Source organism: Saccharopolyspora sp. ID03-671 (genome assembly GCF_045278815.1).
GTDB lineage: Bacteria > Actinomycetota > Actinomycetes > Mycobacteriales > Pseudonocardiaceae > Saccharopolyspora > Saccharopolyspora ipomoeae.
Genome location: NZ_CP134054.1, coordinates 5055415 through 5073141, shown reverse-complemented (window position 1 = coordinate 5073141; position 17727 = coordinate 5055415). Strand labels below are relative to the sequence as shown.

General features: G+C 71.3%; 19 protein-coding genes. 6 read left to right on the top strand and 13 right to left on the bottom strand.

The features are described 5' to 3' along the window. Positions 1–2: 2 nt before the first annotated feature. The 3 genes from dapA to thyX all read right to left on the bottom strand — a co-directional run bounded on the left by dapA (position 3) and on the right by thyX (position 2572). The gene (dapA, locus tag REH65_RS23530; RefSeq protein WP_281454767.1) at positions 3–935 is read right to left on the bottom strand and encodes a 4-hydroxy-tetrahydrodipicolinate synthase; all 933 of its coding nucleotides are present in this window, start codon (positions 933–935) and stop codon (positions 3–5) included. After that, complete coding sequence (locus REH65_RS23525; protein WP_406689111.1) at positions 932–1717, bottom strand: TIGR03085 family metal-binding protein; 786 nt, start codon at positions 1715–1717, stop codon at positions 932–934. The genes dapA and REH65_RS23525 overlap by 4 nt, the downstream gene beginning before the upstream one ends. 102 nt (positions 1718–1819) lie before the next feature. After that, positions 1820–2572, bottom strand: a complete 753-nt coding sequence (gene thyX, locus REH65_RS23520) for an FAD-dependent thymidylate synthase (protein ID WP_406689110.1) — start codon at positions 2570–2572, stop codon at positions 1820–1822. A 135-nt stretch (positions 2573–2707) separates the two neighbouring features. Between thyX and REH65_RS23515 the strand changes: the two genes are divergently transcribed. Both REH65_RS23515 and REH65_RS23510 read left to right on the top strand, forming a co-directional pair. Further along, a complete protein-coding gene (locus REH65_RS23515; protein ID WP_406689109.1) occupies positions 2708–3352 on the top strand; it encodes a toxin-antitoxin system HicB family antitoxin in 645 nt (214 codons plus the stop codon). A 28-nt stretch (positions 3353–3380) separates the two neighbouring features. Next, the gene (locus REH65_RS23510; protein ID WP_406689108.1) at positions 3381–4355 is read left to right on the top strand and encodes a DUF4097 family beta strand repeat-containing protein; all 975 of its coding nucleotides are present in this window, start codon (positions 3381–3383) and stop codon (positions 4353–4355) included. A 199-nt stretch (positions 4356–4554) separates the two neighbouring features. Here the strand turns inward: REH65_RS23510 and REH65_RS23505 are convergent, their stop codons facing one another. Then, the gene (locus REH65_RS23505; protein ID WP_406689107.1) at positions 4555–5778 is read right to left on the bottom strand and encodes a winged helix-turn-helix domain-containing protein; all 1224 of its coding nucleotides are present in this window, start codon (positions 5776–5778) and stop codon (positions 4555–4557) included. Positions 5779–5892: 114 nt separating this feature from the next. Between REH65_RS23505 and REH65_RS23500 the strand changes: the two genes are divergently transcribed. Together REH65_RS23500 and REH65_RS23495 are read left to right on the top strand one after the other, a co-directional pair. Continuing rightward, positions 5893–6456, top strand: a complete 564-nt coding sequence (locus REH65_RS23500) for a GNAT family N-acetyltransferase (RefSeq protein WP_281454773.1) — start codon at positions 5893–5895, stop codon at positions 6454–6456. Positions 6457–6481: 25 nt separating this feature from the next. Beyond that, complete coding sequence (locus tag REH65_RS23495) at positions 6482–6973, top strand: VTT domain-containing protein (RefSeq protein WP_406689106.1); 492 nt, start codon at positions 6482–6484, stop codon at positions 6971–6973. 116 nt (positions 6974–7089) lie between these two features. Here the strand turns inward: REH65_RS23495 and REH65_RS23490 are convergent, their stop codons facing one another. From REH65_RS23490 to REH65_RS23465, 6 genes are all read right to left on the bottom strand, one after another. Next, positions 7090–7371, bottom strand: coding sequence for a hypothetical protein (locus tag REH65_RS23490; RefSeq protein WP_406689105.1), 282 nt, complete (start codon positions 7369–7371; stop codon positions 7090–7092). Positions 7372–7446: 75 nt separating this feature from the next. Beyond that, complete coding sequence (locus REH65_RS23485; RefSeq protein ID WP_281454776.1) at positions 7447–7638, bottom strand: hypothetical protein; 192 nt, start codon at positions 7636–7638, stop codon at positions 7447–7449. A gap of 52 nt (positions 7639–7690) precedes the next feature. Beyond that, positions 7691–8929, bottom strand: coding sequence for a YeeE/YedE family protein (locus tag REH65_RS23480; RefSeq protein ID WP_406689104.1), 1239 nt, complete (start codon positions 8927–8929; stop codon positions 7691–7693). 11 nt (positions 8930–8940) lie between these two features. After that, positions 8941–10572 (bottom strand): hypothetical protein, encoded by a 1632-nt coding sequence (locus tag REH65_RS23475; RefSeq protein ID WP_406689103.1) that lies wholly within the window; start codon positions 10570–10572, stop codon positions 8941–8943. A gap of 111 nt (positions 10573–10683) precedes the next feature. Beyond that, positions 10684–12504 (bottom strand): hypothetical protein, encoded by a 1821-nt coding sequence (locus REH65_RS23470; RefSeq protein WP_406689102.1) that lies wholly within the window; start codon positions 12502–12504, stop codon positions 10684–10686. A 361-nt stretch (positions 12505–12865) separates the two neighbouring features. Next, complete coding sequence (locus REH65_RS23465) at positions 12866–13438, bottom strand: TetR/AcrR family transcriptional regulator (protein WP_406689101.1); 573 nt, start codon at positions 13436–13438, stop codon at positions 12866–12868. Positions 13439–13538: 100 nt separating this feature from the next. Here REH65_RS23465 and REH65_RS23460 point away from each other — a divergent pair, with 100 nt between their 5' ends. Then, positions 13539–14306 carry an FAD-dependent oxidoreductase gene (locus REH65_RS23460; protein WP_406689100.1) on the top strand — a complete coding sequence of 256 codons (768 nt, stop codon included), beginning with the start codon at positions 13539–13541 and terminating at the stop codon, positions 14304–14306. Next, entirely contained in the window at positions 14303–14698 is a 396-nt protein-coding gene (locus tag REH65_RS23455) for an FAD-dependent oxidoreductase (RefSeq protein WP_406689099.1), read from the top strand. Before REH65_RS23460 ends, REH65_RS23455 begins: the two co-directional genes overlap by 4 nt. 169 nt (positions 14699–14867) lie before the next feature. Here REH65_RS23455 and REH65_RS23450 read toward each other — a convergent pair whose 3' ends face one another. From REH65_RS23450 to REH65_RS23440, 3 genes are all read right to left on the bottom strand, one after another. Further along, positions 14868–15314, bottom strand: a complete 447-nt coding sequence (locus REH65_RS23450) for a hypothetical protein (protein WP_406693223.1) — start codon at positions 15312–15314, stop codon at positions 14868–14870. Positions 15315–15330: 16 nt separating this feature from the next. After that, positions 15331–16074, bottom strand: coding sequence for a 4-hydroxy-tetrahydrodipicolinate reductase (dapB, locus tag REH65_RS23445; RefSeq protein ID WP_281454782.1), 744 nt, complete (start codon positions 16072–16074; stop codon positions 15331–15333). A 215-nt stretch (positions 16075–16289) separates the two neighbouring features. After that, positions 16290–17630, bottom strand: a complete 1341-nt coding sequence (locus REH65_RS23440; protein WP_406689098.1) for a M16 family metallopeptidase — start codon at positions 17628–17630, stop codon at positions 16290–16292. Positions 17631–17727: the final 97 nt, after the last annotated feature.

Sequence of the window (17727 nt, the reverse complement as noted above, 5' to 3'; positions counted from 1 at the left end):
TGTCACCTCTGTGCTGCGTCCGGGTTGACCAATACCAGGCCAGCATCCCACAGGTCGCTGGTGATCAGACGCACCTGCTCCTCCGTGGCGGCCGGCAGCGGCAGCCGCGGCTGGCCGGTCTCGTATCCGCACAACCGCAGCGCGGTCTTGGCGAAGATGACGCCACCGACGAAGTTCATCGACCGGTACACCGGCAGGAGTCCCTTGTGGACCTCCATAGCGCCTGCGACATCACCGGATTCGTAGGAGTCGAGCATCTTGCGGAGCCGGTCGCCGACCACGTGACCGATCACGCTGACGAAGCCGACCGCGCCCACCGACAACCACGGCAGGTTCAGCGGGTCCTCGCCCGAGTAGTAGGCCAGCCCGGCGTCGTTCATCGCCTCGCTGCCCGCCCACAGGTCGTGCTTGGAGTCCTTCACCGCCACGATCTGCGGGTGCTCGGCGAGCCGCTTGAGGGTGTCGACCTGGATCGGCACGACGCTGCGCGGCGGGATGTCGTAGAGCATCACCGGCAGCTCGGTGGCGTCGGCGACCGTCCAGAAGTGCTGGTAGAGGCCTTCCTGCGGCGGCCGGGAGTAGTAGGGGGTCACGACCAGCAGGCCGTGCGCACCCGCCTTCTCGGCGGAGCGCGCCAGCTCCACGGAGTGCTCGGTGTTGTTCGTGCCGGCACCGGCGACGACGGTCGCCCGGTCGCCCACGGCCTCGACCACCGCGCGGAGCAGCTGCTCCTTCTCCTGGTCGGTCGTGGTCGGGCTCTCACCGGTGGTGCCGTTGACGACCAGCCCGTCGTTCCCGACGTTGTCGACCAGGTAGGCGGCGAGCTCCTGCGCCACTTTCAGGTCGACCTTCCCGTCCTCGTCGAACGGCGTGACCATGGCGGTCAGGACGCGGCCGAACGGGCGGCCCGGAATGGCGGTGGGGCAGTCGGTCATGGCCCTGACGCTACCTGGTCAGACGCCCGCCGAAGACAGCCGGACCGGGCTGAACCGAGCCCGCCGGAAAGGTGATTCCGACGGGCTCGAACAGACGTGTTTCTTTCGGTTTTCCAGGGCCCTGACGAGCAGTTCTTCAGCTCGGCGGGCGCTTCTTCAGAACGAGCGGCGCAGGTCCTGCATCGCCATGATGTCGGCCTGTTGCCCTCGAAGGTGACCTTCGCTTCGCTGCGGCCGAACGCGTAGAGCAGGAGCTCCGCGGTCTCACCGACGACGCGGACGGTGCGCGGGCCGCGCTTGGCCTGGATCTCGGTGCCGTCGGTGCGGCGCAGCACCACGCCCACCGGGCTGCGGCCGTAGAACATCCGCGCGACCCGGCCCAGCGACTTCCACAGGACCTCGTCGCGCGCCTCGTCGGACGGGCGCGGCTGCCAGTTCGGCTGGGCGCGGCGGACGTCCTCGTGGTGCACGAAGAACTCGGCGGCGTTGACCGTCTCGTCGACCCCGCCGATGCTCATCGGGTTCCACTTCGGCGGTCCCTGCCGCACCTGGTCGACCAGCTCGGGCCAGGCCAGCTCGCGCAGCTCCTGCTCGGCGCGGTCACCGCGCTCGGCCAGAGCCTTGATCAGCTTGCCCGCGAGTGCGTCCGGCCGGCGTTCGCGCACCACCAGGTGCACCGCGAGGTCCCGGGTCGCCCACCCCTCGCAGAGCGTCGGCGCGTCCGGGCCGACTCGCTCGAACAGCTCGCACAACAGCTGGCGTTCATCGCTGGCGACACCCATGGGCCCACTCTAAACGCCGATCAAGCCGAGCGGCCGCCGCATCGCGGATCGAGACGAAAACGGCACCCGGGGTTTCCCCGCGGGTGCCGTCGCCGGTGGTGCTCAGCCCTCGGTGACCAGCGGGCTGGAGGCGACCTCGGTGCCGTCCTTGAGGGTGGTGATCTCGAAGTCGCTGAAGACGTTCGGCGCGGCCTTCTGCAGCTGCTTGAGGCACTCCACCGCCAGCGCCCTGATCTCGACGTCCGCGTGCTCGGAGGCGCGCATCGCCACGAAGTGCCGCCAGGCGCGGTAGTTGCCGGTGACGACGATGCGGGTCTCGGTGGCGTTGGGCAGCACCGAGCGGGCCGCCTGCCGGGCCTGCTTGCGACGCAGCGTCATGGTCGGCTCGTCGGCGAACTTGTCCTCCAGCGCGGCCAGCAGCTCGGTGTAGGCCTGCGCGCTGGCCTCGGTGGCCTTCACGAACCGCTCGTGCAGCTCCGGGTCCTCGGCGATGACGTCGGGCTCGACCATCGCGGCGTCGCGCTCCGGGACGTAGCGCTGGGAGAGCTGGGAGTAGGAGAAGTGCCGGTGGCGGATCAGCTCGTGGGTCAGCGAGCGGGACATCCCGGTCAGGTAGAACGACACCGACCCGTGCTCCAGCACGGACAGGTGGCCCACCTCCAGGATGTGCTTGATGTAGCCGTCGTTGGTGGCCGTGGCCGGGTTCGGCTTGTTCCACGACTGGTAGCACGCCCGGCCCGCGAACTCGGCCAGCGCCTGACCGCCGTCGGCGTCGGTGGAGAAGTCCACGTCCTCCGGCGGGAAGAACTCGGTCTTGCCGACCAGCTGGACCTTCGGCCGCACGATCTCGGTCACGACGGGCGCGCCCCTTTCCTGCTCTCACGACTCCCCTGCCCGGAAGCCTAACGACCGGCGGTGACGCGATCGCCTGACGTCGGTTGACACCATCGTGTCGTTGCATGACGTCATCGATGACGGCATAGTGGTGTCATGGATCTGAACCCGTACATCGACCAGCTTCGCGAAGACCTCACCTCCGCCGCTGCCGCAGGCGACGACCAGACGCGGCAGACCGCGGCGGTGCTGTCCGGCGCGATCGAACCGGCCGCGCGGCTGGCGATCATGAACGCACTGTCCGACCTCGCCGCAGAGGTCACGACGAACCTCGACGGTCAGGTCGTCGACCTGCGACTGGACGGCCGCGACCTGCGCGTCGTGGTCAGCGGCGGAGGCACTCCGCCCACCACCGAGACCGAGAGCGAACCACCACCTCCCCCGCCGCCCAGCGGCGACAACGGCGACATCAGCCGCATCACGCTGCGGTTGATGGAGGAGATCAAGTCCCAGGCCGAGCAGGCCGCGTCCGCCCAGGGCGTCTCGCTGAACACCTTCGTCGCGCAGGCGGTGCAGGGCGCGCTGCAGGGACGCGGCCGCGGCGGGCCGTGGGACCGGCCGCGACGCGGGCGCGGCGGTCGCGGACATGGCGGCCCCGGACACGGAGGCCCTGGACATGGGGGTCACGGGCACGGCGGCCACGGCCGCGGGCGCGGCGGGCCGTGGGACGGCCCCGGCTTCGGCGGGTGGCCCGGCGGCGAGGGCGGCGGCTCCCGCATCCACGGCTGGGTGCAGGGCTGACCGGGCGATGGCGGAAAGGCGACTGGAGATGACCGACAACAACGAGGACCCGGACCTGGACCAGGAGTGGTCCGAGGCCGAGGAAGAGCTGACCGACCTGCTGCGCAGCCAGGACTTCGACACCGACGGCCCGCTGCGCATCGACATCGGCAACAACCGGGGCTCGGTCGTGGTCGAGCTGACGGACACGGCGATCACGCACGTCGACGTCCGGCACGACCCGTCGTCGACCGGGCAGGACTGGCAGAACGGGCTGTCCGGGCTGCTGAGCTGGGTCAGCGAGCAGTTCGGCGCGAACGTTCCCGGCGGCGCGCGCGGTGTCGACCTGGGCTCCCTGCCGCGGGAACCCCTCGTCGAGGCGGTGCGCCGCACGCGGATCGACCTCAGCGGAGGCCGGCTGGTCGTCCGCGCTCCGTCCACGGCGCCGCTGCGCGGGGTGCCGCTGGCGGTGCGGGTGACCGCGCCGACCGGCTCGGAGGTGAGCGTGCAGGGCGGTAGCTCGGAGGTGTCGCTGACGGGCGCGGCCGGGAAGGTCAACGTGCAGGCCGGGGCGGGAGCCGTCGCGGTCGAGGAGGCGACCGACCGGGCCACCGTGCGCAGCAGTTCCGGGCACCTGCGGCTGGGGGCCATGCGCGGCGGGGTGCACGTGCGCTCCGGGCGCGGTGACATCGAGGTGGGCTCGCTCGCGGCGGCGTCGTCGGTGGGCAGCGGGTCCGGCAACATCTGGCTCGGCGAGGTGTCCGGCGACGTGCTGGTGCGCACCGGCAGCGGTGACATCACCGTGGCCGACGCCGTCGACGGGCAGGTCGAGCTGATCACCGGGTCCGGCGAGCTGCAGGTGTCGCTGCACCGCGGCACGGCCGCCGAGGTCGACCTGACCTCCTCGACCGGCACCGCGCGCAGCGACCTGGACGTGTCCGATCAACCACCGGAAACCGAACCGACGCTCAAGGTCTTCGGACGCACCGGCAGCGGTGACGCGGTCCTGGCCACCGCGAGCTGAGGACCAATGGCCTGCGGTCGTCTTGCGCGGCGGTGCCGGTAGCGGAACCGGAGCGCCTCCGTGGACTCCCTGCGCCGCTCCTGACGCATGTCCAACGCACGGCGCCCCGGTGCACTCGCCACGAAGCCGCCCGGAACCCGCAGCGGTACCGGTTGTTCGGGCGGTGGAAGAGTGCGGCTCCGCCGCAGACTGAAAACCGCTACGTCGCGGCGAGTTCCGCGTTGAGGGGGCGGATGAGGTCACCTCGTTCGCCCACCACGACGTCGTCGAGTCCGAGCCAGCCGGCCATGTCGCGCAGCGCGGCGGCCAGCTCGGGTGCGACGCGGGTGGCGTCGTGGCCGGGTTCGAGGAACGCGCCGGGGACCCGGAGCACGCCCGCGTTGCGGTCGGCCTTGATGTCCACGCGACCGACCAGCTCGCCGTCGAGGAGGAAGGGGAAGACGTAGTAGCCGTACTGCCGCTTGGGTTCCGGGACGTAGATCTCGATGCGGTAGCGGAAACCGAAGATCCGCTCGGCGCGGGAACGCTCCCAGATCAGCGGGTCGAACGGGCACAGCAGAGCGCGGCCGGTGACCTTGCGGGGAACGCGGGCGTCGGTGTGCCGGTAGGCGGGCTGCCGCCATCCGTGCACCACCAGCGGTTCGAGCACACCGTCCTCGACGAGCTCGGCGACCGCCTGCTTCGACTGCTCCGGCGACAGCCGGTAGTAGTCGCGCAGGTCGGTCTCGGTGCCCACGCCCACCGCCTCGGCCGAGCGCTCCACCAGGGCGCGGACGGCTTCGGCGTCCTCGGGTTCGTGGGCCAGGACCTCGGCGGGCAGCACGCGTTCCGGCAGGTCGTAGAGCCGCTCGAAGCCGCGGCGGGTTCCGGTGGTCAGCTCCCCCATCGCGAACAGCAGCTCGCAGACCCGCTTGGTGTCGGTGCGGTTCCACCACGGTCCGCGCCCCTGCCGCTCGCCACCGCCGAGCTCGCGCTCCAGCCGGCCGGCGCCGATGGGTCCCAGCTCCTTGACGGCGTTGAGGACGTCGTTGACCAGCTCGGGGTTCTGCTCCAGCAGGTCGCGGGAGCGCTTGCGCCACGCGCCGCCGTACTCGCGCATCCGCCACCGCAGCAGCGGCCAGTCGTCGACGGGGATCAGCGACGCCTCGTGCGCCCAGTACTCGACGAGCATCCGGGGTTGCCGGGTGGTGTGCGACCAGGCAGCGGTGTCGACCAGCTCCGCCGGGTAGGCGCCGAGCCTGCTGAACAGCGGCATGTAGTGGGCGCGCACCGCGACGTTCACCGAATCCAGCTGCAGCAGCTTGGTCCTGGACAGGGCGCGCTGCAGGTGCCGTCGGGTCACCGCGCCTCGCGGCCGGGGGTCGGCGAAGCCCTGCGCTGCGAGGGCGATTCGGCGTGCCGTGTCGTTGCTGATGGTCTGCACCCGAGGAATCGTGCCAGCCGCCCCCGACAGCCCGACGACCAGCGACCACCTGCTGCGGCCTCCCACGGTGACTGGGTGCCCGGCGTGATCGCACGACGCGTTAGGTTGGCGCGCATGGCAGAAGCCGACGTGCGCGACGCGGTGGCGTCCGACGCCGCCGAGATCGCGCGCATCCAGGTCGAGACGTGGCAGACCGCCTACGCCGAGATCCTCCCACCGGCCGTGCTCGCCGGGCTCGACAGCGCGGCGGCCGAGCAGGAGTGGCGCGAAGCCGTCACCTCCGGCTCGGCGACCGTGCTGCTCGCGATCGAGGGTCGCTGGACCGTGGGTTTCTGCGCCGCGGGTCCGGCGCCGGAACCCGAGGTCGCCGCGGCCGACGGGTCGCTGCCCGCCGACGCGTCGACGACGGTGCTGGTCAGCGCACTGCTGGTGGAGCCGCGCTGGGGTCGGCGCGGGCACGCCGGACGGCTGCTGGGCACGGTCGGGCGCCGGTACGCCGCAGCCGGTGCCACGCGCGGCATCGCCTGGGTCCCGGAGTCGGACTCGGCGTCGCTGTCGTTCTACCGCGCTGCGGGATGGTCACCGGACGGTACGGTGCGCACGTTGGACGCGGGTGGGCGCCCGCTGCGCGAGATGCGCCTGACCGGTCCGCTGGACTTCGAGTTCGAGCACCACTGACGCCTGCCCCCACCAGGAGCCGACCGTGCTGACCATCATCGGGTTGCTCTCCACCACCTTCGGAGTGTCGGTGGCCTCGGCGCTGCTCCCGCTGATCAGCGTCGAGCTGTTCGTGGTCGGGCTGGTCCTCAAGGAACCCGAGATCCCGTGGTGGGTGCTGGCGCTGGTCATCGCGGCCGGTCAGATCGGCGGCAAGCTGCTGCACTACTACGCCGCGCGCGGCAGCATCCGGCTTCCGGGGCTCGTGCGCCGCGAGCGCGAGGCGCCCAAGACCCGGGGACGCTGGCGGGCGTGGCTGGAGTCGTTCCGGGAGAACTGCCGCAACCGCCCGGTCTGGGCGGGTGCGGTGCTGCTGGTCAGCGCGGTGGCGAGCCTCCCGCCGTTCGCGGCGGTGGCGTTCGTCGCCGGGTGGGCCAAGGTCCCGGTCACCACGTTCCTGCTCACCGGTTTCGTCGGCCGCTTCGCCCGCTTCGGCGTTCTCGCGGCGGCCCCGACGGCGATGACGACCTGGTTGTGAACACCTCGGCCCGTGAAGTGCCCCCACGGCGAGCACCCCGGAAAAAGGGGACGTCCCCTCGCCGTGGGGGACGAGGGGACGTCCGGGGAGCCTGCTCCGCGTCAGGAACCTCTGGCTCAGAAGCTCGGCAGGCTGGGCAGCGCGGGCAGGCCGAGCCGTCCCGGGATTCCCAGGACCGAGTCGACCAGGCCGAAGACCGGGACGCCGATCGGCGCGAAGGTCCACTTGTCGTTGAGGTCGCCGGTGTCGGGCTCGTCGACGATCGCCGGCCCGTCCTGAGCCACGACGGCCGCCGGTGCCGGGGTCTCGGGGCCGGCCAGGGCCGCCGGTGCGGTGCTGCACAGGGCCGCTCCGGCCAGGACGGCGCCGGTGATGGCGCGGGATGCGGTGCTGTTCATGCTGGTTCCCTTCGTTGGAGCCGACCTGCCGCGCGGTGCGCGGGCCGCGCGGCGGGTTGCGGACGCACTACCTGATCAACCCGCCAGCAGGGCGACGACCGGGGCGAGCAGCTGCGTCGGCAGCTGCACGGTCGGGGTGAGCACGGCACCGAGGTCGACCCCGGGCAGGACCCAGATCGCTTCGGCCTGAGCGACCCCACCGGTGAGCAGGGCGGCGCTCACGGCCAGGGCCACCGCGGTGGCGGCGCGGCGGACGGATGCGGACATGTTCGTTCCTCCTTCTTCCTCACCACCGGCCGCGACCGCAGCCGGTGGACGATCAGCAGACGGCGTCCGACGGCTTGGGATTGCCGAGTCCGAACAGCGGTCGCAGCGCGACGCCGGCGTAGGTGCCGACGATGGCCATCACGCCCCACAGCCAGCCGTGCAGGCTGAACGAGGCGACCCCGGAGAAGTAGGCGCCGATGTTGCAGCCACCGGCGAACCGCGCGCCGATGCCCATCAGGATTCCGCCGAGGACTGCGCCGACGGCCATCTTCCAGGGGATCTTGCGGTGCAGGGTGAACGCACCGGCGAGCGCGGCGGCGACGAGGGCGCCGACCATGATTCCGAAGTCCATCACCGAGATCCGGTCGGTGAGCACCGACGAGGCGAGCTTCGCGGCGTTCTCCGGGTTCTGCCAGAACGGGGCGCCGGAGATGTCGACGCCGACCCAGTCGAGGATCTTCGCGCCCCACAGGCCGAACGCGGAGGTGATGCCCCAGGTGCCGCCGGAGACGAAGAGCGTCGCGGCGTTGAGCACGGCCAGCAGGACGGCGCCGACCCACAGCGGCCACGAGCCGCGCAGCGCGCGCAGGATGCCCTTGGCGACCGGCGGCTGGTCGATCGGCGGGGGCGTGCGGCGTCGCTCGACCAGCAGCGAGATCCCGACGACGGCGCCGATGATGAGCAGCGTGAACAGCACACCGCCCGCGTAGCCGAGCGGGGTGTCGGCCAGCGAGACCGTCGGGCCGATGTTCTGCACGGTCTTGATGAACGGCGAGATGAACGCGGTGAACACCGAGCCGACGATGAAACCGCCGAGGGTGAACAGGATCGCGGTCTGCCCGCTGCCGACGGCGAAGAGCGTGCCGGAGGCGCAGGAGCCGCCGACCTGCATGCCGACGCCGAACAGGAACGCGCCGAAGACGACGCCGAGACCGGCGGGTTGGAGCTGCGCTTCGGGTGTGCCGGACAGCGAGAAGCCGCTGCCGAGGATGCCCGCGAACAGCACGGCGGCGACGCCGAGCATGAGCATGTGGGCGCGGATCGCCCGGCCCTGCCCGACGGTGATCAGCTGCCGCCAGGCGGAGGTGAAGCCGAAGCGGGAGTGGAACAGCACCAGGCCGAGCCCGAGGCTGATGAGGTAGACCACCAGCATCTTCCAGCCGGCCGCGTTGACCACGGCCAGGCCGAGCACGACGGCGACGGCGATGCCGATCGCGACGACTCCGCGTTGCGCGGGCGGCGCGGTGCGCACCGGTGGCGGTGCCGGTCTTTCAACGTCCACAACAGACATGTGCTGCTCTCCTACTTCTCCGTGAGCGGGCTCGACACGGCCACGATGGTCCCCTGCGGGATCCACTGGCCGCTGTTGCCGCCGTGCTGGTGTCCGCCCATCTGCATGACGTCGACCTGGGCGGACGCGTAGATGGTGACCTCTCCGCTGAGGTTCTCCCCTCGGACCCTCGCCCACTCCCGGTATCCGGACAGCGACGGCGGGTCGCCGAAGGCGCTGGACTGGGTCATGCCGTAGGTGAGGGCGTTGCGGTCGCGCGGGTCGAAGCGCAGCGGCACGGCCACACCGGGGGCCGAGGTGACCACCGGACCGTGCAACAGCCAGGGCGCGACGTGAATTCCGTACACGAACCACGCCCGTTCCAGATTCTGGGACGCCTGCGCCCAGCCGGAGACCTGCAGCAACGCGCCCTCCGAGCTGCCGCTCAGCGGTACTCCGCGGCGCGCGGCCTCGGCGCGCACGACCTCGACGGCGGCCTTGCTGCGGGGCGTGTCGTCGCCGTCGACGGCGAGCGAGGGCACCTTCATGTCGGCGAGGAAGGCCACGTTCTTGCGCAGCGCGTCGGCGTCCTCGGGCAGCAGCGCGGTGTCGGGGCAGGTCACCGGGGCGGGCGCGCCCGCGGTGACGGTTCCCAGCGCGGCGCTGGCGCATTCGGGCTCGGCGGTGCCGGGGACCTCGGGCAGGTCGCCGGTGTCGACGTCGACGCTGCCGGTCTCCTCGCCGCGCTGGATCACCAGGTCGCTGCGGCCGGGCGGCAGGTCGACCACGGCCCAGGTGCCGCTGGCGCCGGGCTTGGGTACGGCGCGGGAGATCGTGCCGTCGTGCTCGACGGTGATGCCCTGCCCCGCGCTCTCCGGGAAGTGCACCAGGTTGCGCCCGACGCGGTTCGGGCTGACCAGCACCGGGGTTCCGGCGGCCTGGTCGAGCCGGGCGACGCCGGGAACGGGCAGGTCCTGCGGCAGCGGCAGGCCGGGCAGGGTGGCCCAGGCCAGCACGACGGCGAGGACGCCGACGGCGCCGAAGCGGTAGGTGCGGCCGTCGTCGCGGATGACGAGCGTCACGGCGAGCACCGCGATCGCGCCGATCAGCAGCACCAGGACAGCGATGCCGTGGCCGGTGCTGAGCAGTCGGCGGTCGAGCAGGCCGGACAGCACCAGCTGCCCGATCCCGACGCCGAGGAGGGCGATCGCGGCGGTCAGCGCGATGGGCCGGGGGCGCAGTCCGCCGTCGGGGTTCCAGCTCTTGGCCAGGGCCAGGCCGAACCAGACGACGGCGACCGCGACGACGACCGTGTCGAGTAGGAAGGGGAGCGAGGTGTGGCCGAGGGCGGCCTCGGCGATGAGCAGCAGCGCCAGCCCGAATCCGAGGAAGGCGGCGGGTCCGCGCCAGCGCAGCGCGAGCGGCACCGCGAGGGCGAGCGCGACGTGCGCGACCGCGAAGCCGGTGTTGATGTCCAGCACGACGGCCGACACCGCGGCCAGCGCGGCGGTGGCGCCGCCGCAGGCCCAGGCGAGCAGCGGTCGCATCGCGGCGCCCGCGCGCAGCAGGCCGATGCCGGCGACGAGCGCCGTGCCGGTCAGCAGCAGGACGCGCAGCACCAGCGCCAGGTAGTCCACACTGGACACTCCGGTGTGGGTGTGCATGTCTTCCACGCTCGCTCTCGGTCGGGGGCAGGGGTGGGTGGCCGCCGCGGGACGGCGGCCACCCGGTTCGCCACTGCGTCCAGGAATCCGGTGACGGCTCTTGAGAACCGGTTACTTCAGGTCGTTCTCGGCCACCACGAACAGCTGCGAGTGCGGTTTGGCGTTGCCGAACTCCCCGTGCGGCCAGGACCGCCGGTTGAAGTTGACGCCGACCTCGCCGGTCACCTCGTCGCGGAAGGTGTCGTCGACCTGGACCTTCCCGTCCGGTCCGAGGGTGACCATGTTGACCTTGTGGTCACCGTCGTTGCCGGTGCGCGCGACGAAGTAGTTCGACACCGCGAGCCGGCCCGGGACCTGGGTCTCGGCGTACTTGCCGTCCGGGCCCAGCTTGAAGTTGTCGTAGGCGCCCCAGTGCGGGCCACCGGTGGCCTTGCCGGGGTTGATCGGAGTCGTGCCCGCCACCGTCGGGCAGTCGGCCTCGGCGCCGCCCTTCTGGGATTCCTCGATGGTGTCGATGTTGCACTGGTAATCGGTGCCGGAGTTCACCAGCTTCTGGATGTCCAGCGTGTACACACCACCCGTGGTGCCCGGGTCGTCCTTGCCGAAGGTGCCCGGCGCGCGCCCCTGGATCGCCCGGTACAGGAACCGGTCGTCCGGGCTGGTCTGCAGCCAGCCGCCGTTGGAGCTGCCACCGTTGGCGTCGTTGGCCGGGTCGAACCGCACCGCGGCGGCACCGTCGTCGAAGACCTGGCGCCAGTGCGGCTCCGGCGCGGTGATGTCCGGCGTGTAGAACACCGCACCGCCCTGCATGGTCTGGGCGAAGGCGCCCTTGTGACCGGGCAGGTTGGTCACCGTGGTCTCCATCGCGGCACGACTCTCGTTGTGCAGCGGGTCCTTCGGGTTCGCGCGCGGACCGTCGGGCAGGTAGGAGACCGCCTTGAGCTTCGGGTGGTTGCGGTCGGAGATGTCCCAGGTCCGCACCGTCGGCCGCCGCAGGTACGGCGACGGGGTCTTGACCGGGTCCAGGATGATGTTGCGCGGCTCGGCGTAGTCCGATGTCACGAGGGTGTTGAGATCCTCGCGGGCCTGGACGCCGTGCGGGTTGGCGCAGGTCGGCGTGCCGATCCGCGGCAGGTTGTCGCACAGCTTCGCGTTGTCCCCGCCCGGCGTGGCGGCCGGGGATTCCGAGAGCACCTTGCCGTTCGGGTCGAACCGCACGACCTCACCTGGACTTCCGGCGAAACCGTTGCCCAGGTGCGTCGATCCGTCGGAGTACCGGTACGGGCCGGGGACGACCGGGCCGCCCATGTAGGTGCCGTAGGCGGTGCCGTCCTTGAGCGTCCAGTAGGCGTCGGGGACGGAACCACCGGGCGTCTGGGTGGGCAGGCTGACGCCCTTGAGCTTGACGTTCGGCAGCGCCGAGACGTCGAACGCGTAGGTGGCGCCGAGGAACAGCGCACCGGCGTAGATGGTGTCGCCCTTGTGCCACACGTACTGCATGTGGTGCGGCTCGTTCTCCACCAGCGGGCCGACCGTGATCGTGTTGACCACCTGCCCGTAGCCGGGCGAGCCCTTGGTCGCGTCGATGACGGCCAGGAAGTCCGGCCCCGGCAGGGCGTTGGCGACCTTGCCGGTGCCGCCCTTGAGCGAGCCGGGCAGGTTGCGGACGTCGGAAACCGCGGTGTCCGCGATGTTCTCGTCACCCGCCCAGACGACCAGCCACTCCTTCGGCTTGCCGTCCGATGTGGACTTCTCGAGCGCGCTCTTCACGACGTGGTTGGTGACGGTGTAGTCCTTGCCGTCGGCGCCCTTGACCGACTGCGTGGACACGTCGACGTCGGCGTGGGCGTCCGGCACCGGCAGCGTGATCGCGCTGACGGCCAAGGCTATGGCGGCCAGCCCGATGGGCAGCCGTCTCAGACTCTTCTTCATGTGTACTCCGGATTTTCGTGGAGAATTCCGAAATCGGGCACGGCGAATCGAACTCACCCGGAATTGCGCGAGTTTCCGGGCGAGCTTCGTCGTGAACTACTCGGAGGGAGAGAACGCCGTGCAGCGGCGGGAGAAAGAGGCCCTTATGCGTGACAGAGCGCGCTGGCCTGCTGTCGGAGGTCGACGTGCAGGCGAGTCACCAGAGAGGCGAACCTGGACATGGCAGTAATAATCGGGAACTTCCCGAGACGTGTCAACGTTCAACCACGTTGTGGGAAACCATCCCATGAGCATTCTGAGAATCCCCTGGTAAAGGGGATCAGTAGACCGAACGGCGGTATGCGCCGAATCCGGTCCGGACTTACTCTTTCCGGTTCTCCACCGCCGTGGCCGCGCGGATGAGCGTCCCCGCGGCGCCCTCGATCCGCTCCTCGTCCCCGGTCACGATGCGGTCCTGGCACAGGCCGCGCAGACCCGAGATGAGCAGGCTCGCGCGAGAACGCGCCTCGGCCTCACCGAATCCGAGCTCTCGGAAGACGGGCACGAGCGGCTCCACCATCGCGGTGACGGCGTTGGCGGCGAGCGCGGCGTAGCGCTCCGGCTGCGTGGGGGCCAGGCTCAGCACCTGGAACAGGATCCGGATCGGGCGCTGCTGACGACCTCGGGTGATGGCCTCCCACAGCTGCCACGCCGCCCGCTCCAGCTCGTCGGTGTCGCCGACGTCGCGGAACAGGTCCGCGATGTCCGGGCGGCTGGCGGCGATCGCCTCGGCGATGAGCGCGTCGCGGCTGCCGAAGTAGTACAGCAGCATCCGCTTGCTGGTCCCCAGCTTCTCGGCCGCGGGCGCCAGCGACAGATCGGCGATGCCGTGCTCGGCCAGGTGGTCGACAACCCTGCGCAGCAGGTCAGCGCGCTTGTCGCCTCGTGAGCTCACCTCTTGACCGTACCGATCGGTACAACTAGCGTGCAACTCGCCGTACCGATCGGTACAACGACGACCGCAGGGGGCGCGCATGACGACGAGGACACCATCGGTGGCGATCATCGGAGCCGGGATCGGCGGGCTCACGCTCGCGATCGCACTGCGACGGCGGGGAATTCGCGCCGCGGTCTACGAACGGGCCGACGAGCTGCGGGAAGTCGGCGCCGCGGTCGCGCTGTCGGCCAACGGCACCCGCGTGCTGCACGCCCTCGGACTCCGCGCACCCCTGGACGCCGCGAGCACGGTGCCCACCGAGCTGATCTACCGGCACTGGCGCGAGGGCGGGCGCGTCGCCTCGTTCACGGCGGGCGAGGCGTACGCGGAGCGGTTCGGAGCGCCCTACTGCGGCGTGCACCGGGCCGACCTGCAGGCCGTGCTGGCCGAGGCCTGCGGGCCGCAGGACCTCCACCTCGATCACCGGCTGGTGGGCATCTCGACCGAGAACCGGGGCCACGAGCTGGAATTCGCCAACGGCGTCGTCGCACACGCCGATCTCGTCGTCGGGGCCGACGGCGTGCACTCCACCACCCGCCGGTGGGTCGCCGACGCCGAACCCGCCGCGTACTCCGGCACCAGCGGTTTTCGCGGGCTCATCCACCGCGAGGAGATGCCCTCGCTGCCCGATCCCGACGCCATCCAGTTCTGGATGGGCCGGGCGCGCACGTGCTGCACTACCCGATCGGCGACGGCTCGTTCGTCAACTTCCTCGCCGTGGTGGACGATCCGGCCACCTGGCCGGGTTCCAGCTGGGTCGCCGACGTCTCACCGGACCTGCTCCGCGAACCCTTCACCGGATGGCACCCGGGCGTGCGCGAGATGATCGAGGCGACGAGCCTGCACAAGCGCTGGGCCCTGTTCGGGCAGAGCCCGCTGCGCCGCTGGCACCGGGACGGGATCGTGCTGCTCGGCGACGCCGCGCACGCGATGCTGCCGCACCACGGCCAAGGCGCGAACCAGTCCATCGAGGACGCGGCCACCCTCGCCTCGCTGCTGCACCGCTTCGCGCCGGAGCAGGCGCTCCCCCGCTACGAACGGCTGCGCCGCGCCCGAACCCGCGCGGTCCAGCGCAGTTCGTGGGTGGCCTCAGCCCTGCTGCACCTGCCCGACGGACCCGAGGCCGACGAACGCGACCGGCGGCTGGCCGAGATCCCGGACACCCTCCAGTGGATCCACGAGCACGACGCCGAAGCCGCCGCGAACGCCTGCGGCTAGGGGCTGTTCACAGGCGGCGGAGCCGCTCCACCCGAGCAACCTGCACCGCCGCGGGTTCCGAGCGCTTTCGCAGCGAGCACTCCGGGACGCCGTGTCACGCATCAAGAGCGGCGCACGGAGACCGCGGGAGCGCTCGGTTTCGCCACCCGCAGGAGGACCACAACGGTCCTCAGCGGTCGTCGCGTTCGAGCTCGATGGCCTTGCGCATCGCGCGGCGGCCGCGGTTGCGGTCGCCCGCCAGGTCGTAGGCCTGGGCGAGGGCGAACCAGCGGCGCCAGTCCTGCGGCGAGGACTCCAGCTCGGTCTGCTTGGCGTCGAACCACGCGTCGGCCGCGTCCCGCTCGACCCGGCCCGACGGGCGGCGCGGCAGGTGCGAGACGTCGGGCAGCGCGCCCTCGTCGTCGAGCCTGCGGGCCAGCCGCTCGGTGGACGCGCCGAAGCGCAGCTGGTCGGCGACCAGCACCGCGCCCAGCACCGGGAACACCAGGATCGCCAGGCCCAGCGCGATGAAGACCGGCTCGCCGCTGGTGATCATCGTGATCGCGCGGCCGCCCATCAGCACCAGGTAGACCAGCAGCACGAGCGCGACCACGAACGCGGCGGTGCGCGCGGTCAGCAGCGGCTTGGCCACCTCAGATCCCCATGAGCGAGTCGAGCCCCACGGTCAGGCCCGGCCGGCCACCGACTTCGCGCACGCCCAGCAGCACGCCCGGCATGAACGAGCGGCGGTCGTAGGAGTCGTGCCGGATGGTCAGCGTCTCGCCCTCGGTGCCGAAGATGACCTCCTGGTGCGCGACCAGGCCGGTCATCCGCACCGCGTGCACCCGCACCCCGTCGACCTCGGCGCCGCGAGCGCCGTCCGGGTCCTTGGTGGTGGCGTCGGGCATCTCGCCGAGCCCGGCCTCCTGGCGGGCCTGACCGATGACGTGCGCGGTGCGGGCCGCGGTGCCCGAGGGCGCGTCGGCCTTCTTCGGGTGGTGCAGCTCGACGATCTCGGCGGAGTCGAAGTACTTGGCGGCCAGCTCGGCGAACCGCATCGACAGCACCGCGCCGATGGCGAAGTTCGGCGCCACGATCACGCCGACCTCCGGCTTGTCGGCCAGCCAGGAGCGGATCGAGTCCAGCTCGGCGGGGCCGAGACCGCTGGTGCCGACCACGACGTTGATGCCGTTCTCGACGCAGAAGCGGATGTTGCCCAGCACCGCGTCGGGGTGGGTGAGGTCCACGGCGACCTGAGCGCCGGACTCGACGAGCCGCTCGATCGGGTCGTCGTGGTCGACCTCGGCGACGACCTCGGTGTCGGCGGCCTCGCCGACGGCTCGCACGGCCTCGGAACCCATCCGCCCGCGGGCGCCCAGCACACCAACCTTGATCACCGTGGATACACCTCTCCGCAACGACGCTGCTGCCCCGGAGTCTAGGCACCCACCCCTCGCACGCCCGACGACCCACCCCGCGTGGTGACCGACACCATCTCGTGTGCGCCGACGTGCGCGCGTTCCTCCAGCATCGGGACGGTTTTAGCCATAATTGACCGGACAAAACGGACATTGATCATGGGCAATTTGGGCTAAAACCGTCCCCTGGCGAGCTACACGCCCTCCGGGAGGTCCTCGGGAGTCTTGTACGGCCCGACGACCGCGGTGGTGAAGGGGCGGTTGAGGAGGTCCCGGGCCAGCGCCGCGACGTCGTCGGGGGTGACCGCCTCGATCTTGGCGAGGGTCTCCTCGACGGTGTAGTGGCGGCCGTAGTTGAGCTCGGTCTTGCCGATGCGGCTCATGCGGGCCGCGCTGTCCTCCAGACCCAGGACCAGACCGCCGCGCAGCTGACCGCGGCCGCGGTCGACCTCCTCCGGCGACAGGCCGTGGGCGGCGACGTCGGCGAGCACCGCGCGGATCACCGAGGCGACCTCGCCCAGGCGCTCCGGCGTGCACCCGGCGTACACCGAGAACGTGCCGGCGTCCGAGAAGGCCGAGCTCGACGAGTACACCGAGTACGCCAGGCCCCGGCTCTCCCGGATCTCCTGGAACAGCCGCGAACTCATGCCCCCGCCCAACGCCGCGTTGAGCACGCCGAGCGAGAACCGCCGCTCGTCGTAGCGGTCCAGCCCGCGGCAGCCCATCAGCAGGTGCGTCTGCTCGGTGTCGTCGGGGTGCAGCACCAGCGGTTCCTGCTTCGGCAGCCGCGCCCGTCCGCCGCGCGGCTCCTCCGGGTGCTCGTCGCCGGCCAACCGGTCGCCCAGGGCCTTGCGGACCAGCCGCACCACCGTGGCGTGCTCGATGTTGCCCGCCACGGCCACGACCATCTTCGGCATCCGGTAGCTGCGCCGGTAGAAGCCGTGGACCCGGTTGCGGGTCATCTCGGTGATCGACTCCTCGGTGCCGAGCACCGACCGCCCCAGCGGGCTGTCGCCCAGCACCGCGGTGGAGAACAGCTCGTGCAGCAGGTCCTCGGGGTCGTCGTCGCGCATCGCGATCTCCTCGAGCACCACGCTGCGCTCGACGTCGACGTCGGCGGCGTCGTTGATCGCGTCGAAGACCACGTCGCAGAGCATGTCCACCGCCAGCGGCAGGTCCTCGTCCAGGACGTGCGCGTAGTAGCAGGTGTGCTCCTTGGACGTGAAGGCGTTGAGCTCACCGCCGACCGCGTCGATCTCCTGCGCGATGCCCACGGCGGTCCGCTTCGCGGTGCCCTTGAACAGCAGGTGCTCCAGGTAGTGCGCGGCACCGGCCTGCGCGCGGGTCTCGTCCCGGGACCCGACGCCGACCCAGATGCCCACCGACGCCGAGCGGACGCCGGGCACGGGTTCGGTGACCACCCGCAGCCCACCCGGCAGGACCGTCCGCCGCACTTCGGCGGTCCCGTTGTGCCCGAGGACCCGGGTCGTCCCGGGACGTTGCAGGTGTCCGGCTGTCTGCTTCTGATGCTTCATATCCCTGTTTCATCGCCTCTGCGCGCACCCCGCGCACCCACGACAATACGGCCCGCCCCGGCTGACCGGGACGGGCCGTATCGACGGATTTCAGCGG

What these genes read in the sequence shown, in the direction of transcription:
- REH65_RS23525 (WP_406689111.1), bottom strand. Translation starts at nt 1,717, where the DNA reads ATGGGTGTCGCCAGCGATGAACGCCAGCTGTTGTGCGAGCTGTTCGAG.
- REH65_RS23470 (WP_406689102.1), bottom strand. Translation starts at nt 12,504, where the DNA reads ATGAAGAAGAGTCTGAGACGGCTGCCCATCGGGCTGGCCGCCATAGCC.
- REH65_RS23510 (WP_406689108.1), top strand. Translation starts at nt 3,381, where the DNA reads ATGACCGACAACAACGAGGACCCGGACCTGGACCAGGAGTGGTCCGAG.
- REH65_RS23440 (WP_406689098.1), bottom strand. Translation starts at nt 17,630, where the DNA reads ATGAAGCATCAGAAGCAGACAGCCGGACACCTGCAACGTCCCGGGACG.
- REH65_RS23485 (WP_281454776.1), bottom strand. Translation starts at nt 7,638, where the DNA reads ATGTCCGCATCCGTCCGCCGCGCCGCCACCGCGGTGGCCCTGGCCGTG.
- dapA (WP_281454767.1), bottom strand. Translation starts at nt 935, where the DNA reads ATGACCGACTGCCCCACCGCCATTCCGGGCCGCCCGTTCGGCCGCGTC.
- REH65_RS23490 (WP_406689105.1), bottom strand. Translation starts at nt 7,371, where the DNA reads ATGAACAGCACCGCATCCCGCGCCATCACCGGCGCCGTCCTGGCCGGA.
- REH65_RS23480 (WP_406689104.1), bottom strand. Translation starts at nt 8,929, where the DNA reads ATGTCTGTTGTGGACGTTGAAAGACCGGCACCGCCACCGGTGCGCACC.
- REH65_RS23515 (WP_406689109.1), top strand. Translation starts at nt 2,708, where the DNA reads ATGGATCTGAACCCGTACATCGACCAGCTTCGCGAAGACCTCACCTCC.
- REH65_RS23475 (WP_406689103.1), bottom strand. Translation starts at nt 10,572, where the DNA reads ATGCACACCCACACCGGAGTGTCCAGTGTGGACTACCTGGCGCTGGTG.
- REH65_RS23455 (WP_406689099.1), top strand. Translation starts at nt 14,303, where the DNA reads ATGATCGAGGCGACGAGCCTGCACAAGCGCTGGGCCCTGTTCGGGCAG.
- REH65_RS23500 (WP_281454773.1), top strand. Translation starts at nt 5,893, where the DNA reads ATGGCAGAAGCCGACGTGCGCGACGCGGTGGCGTCCGACGCCGCCGAG.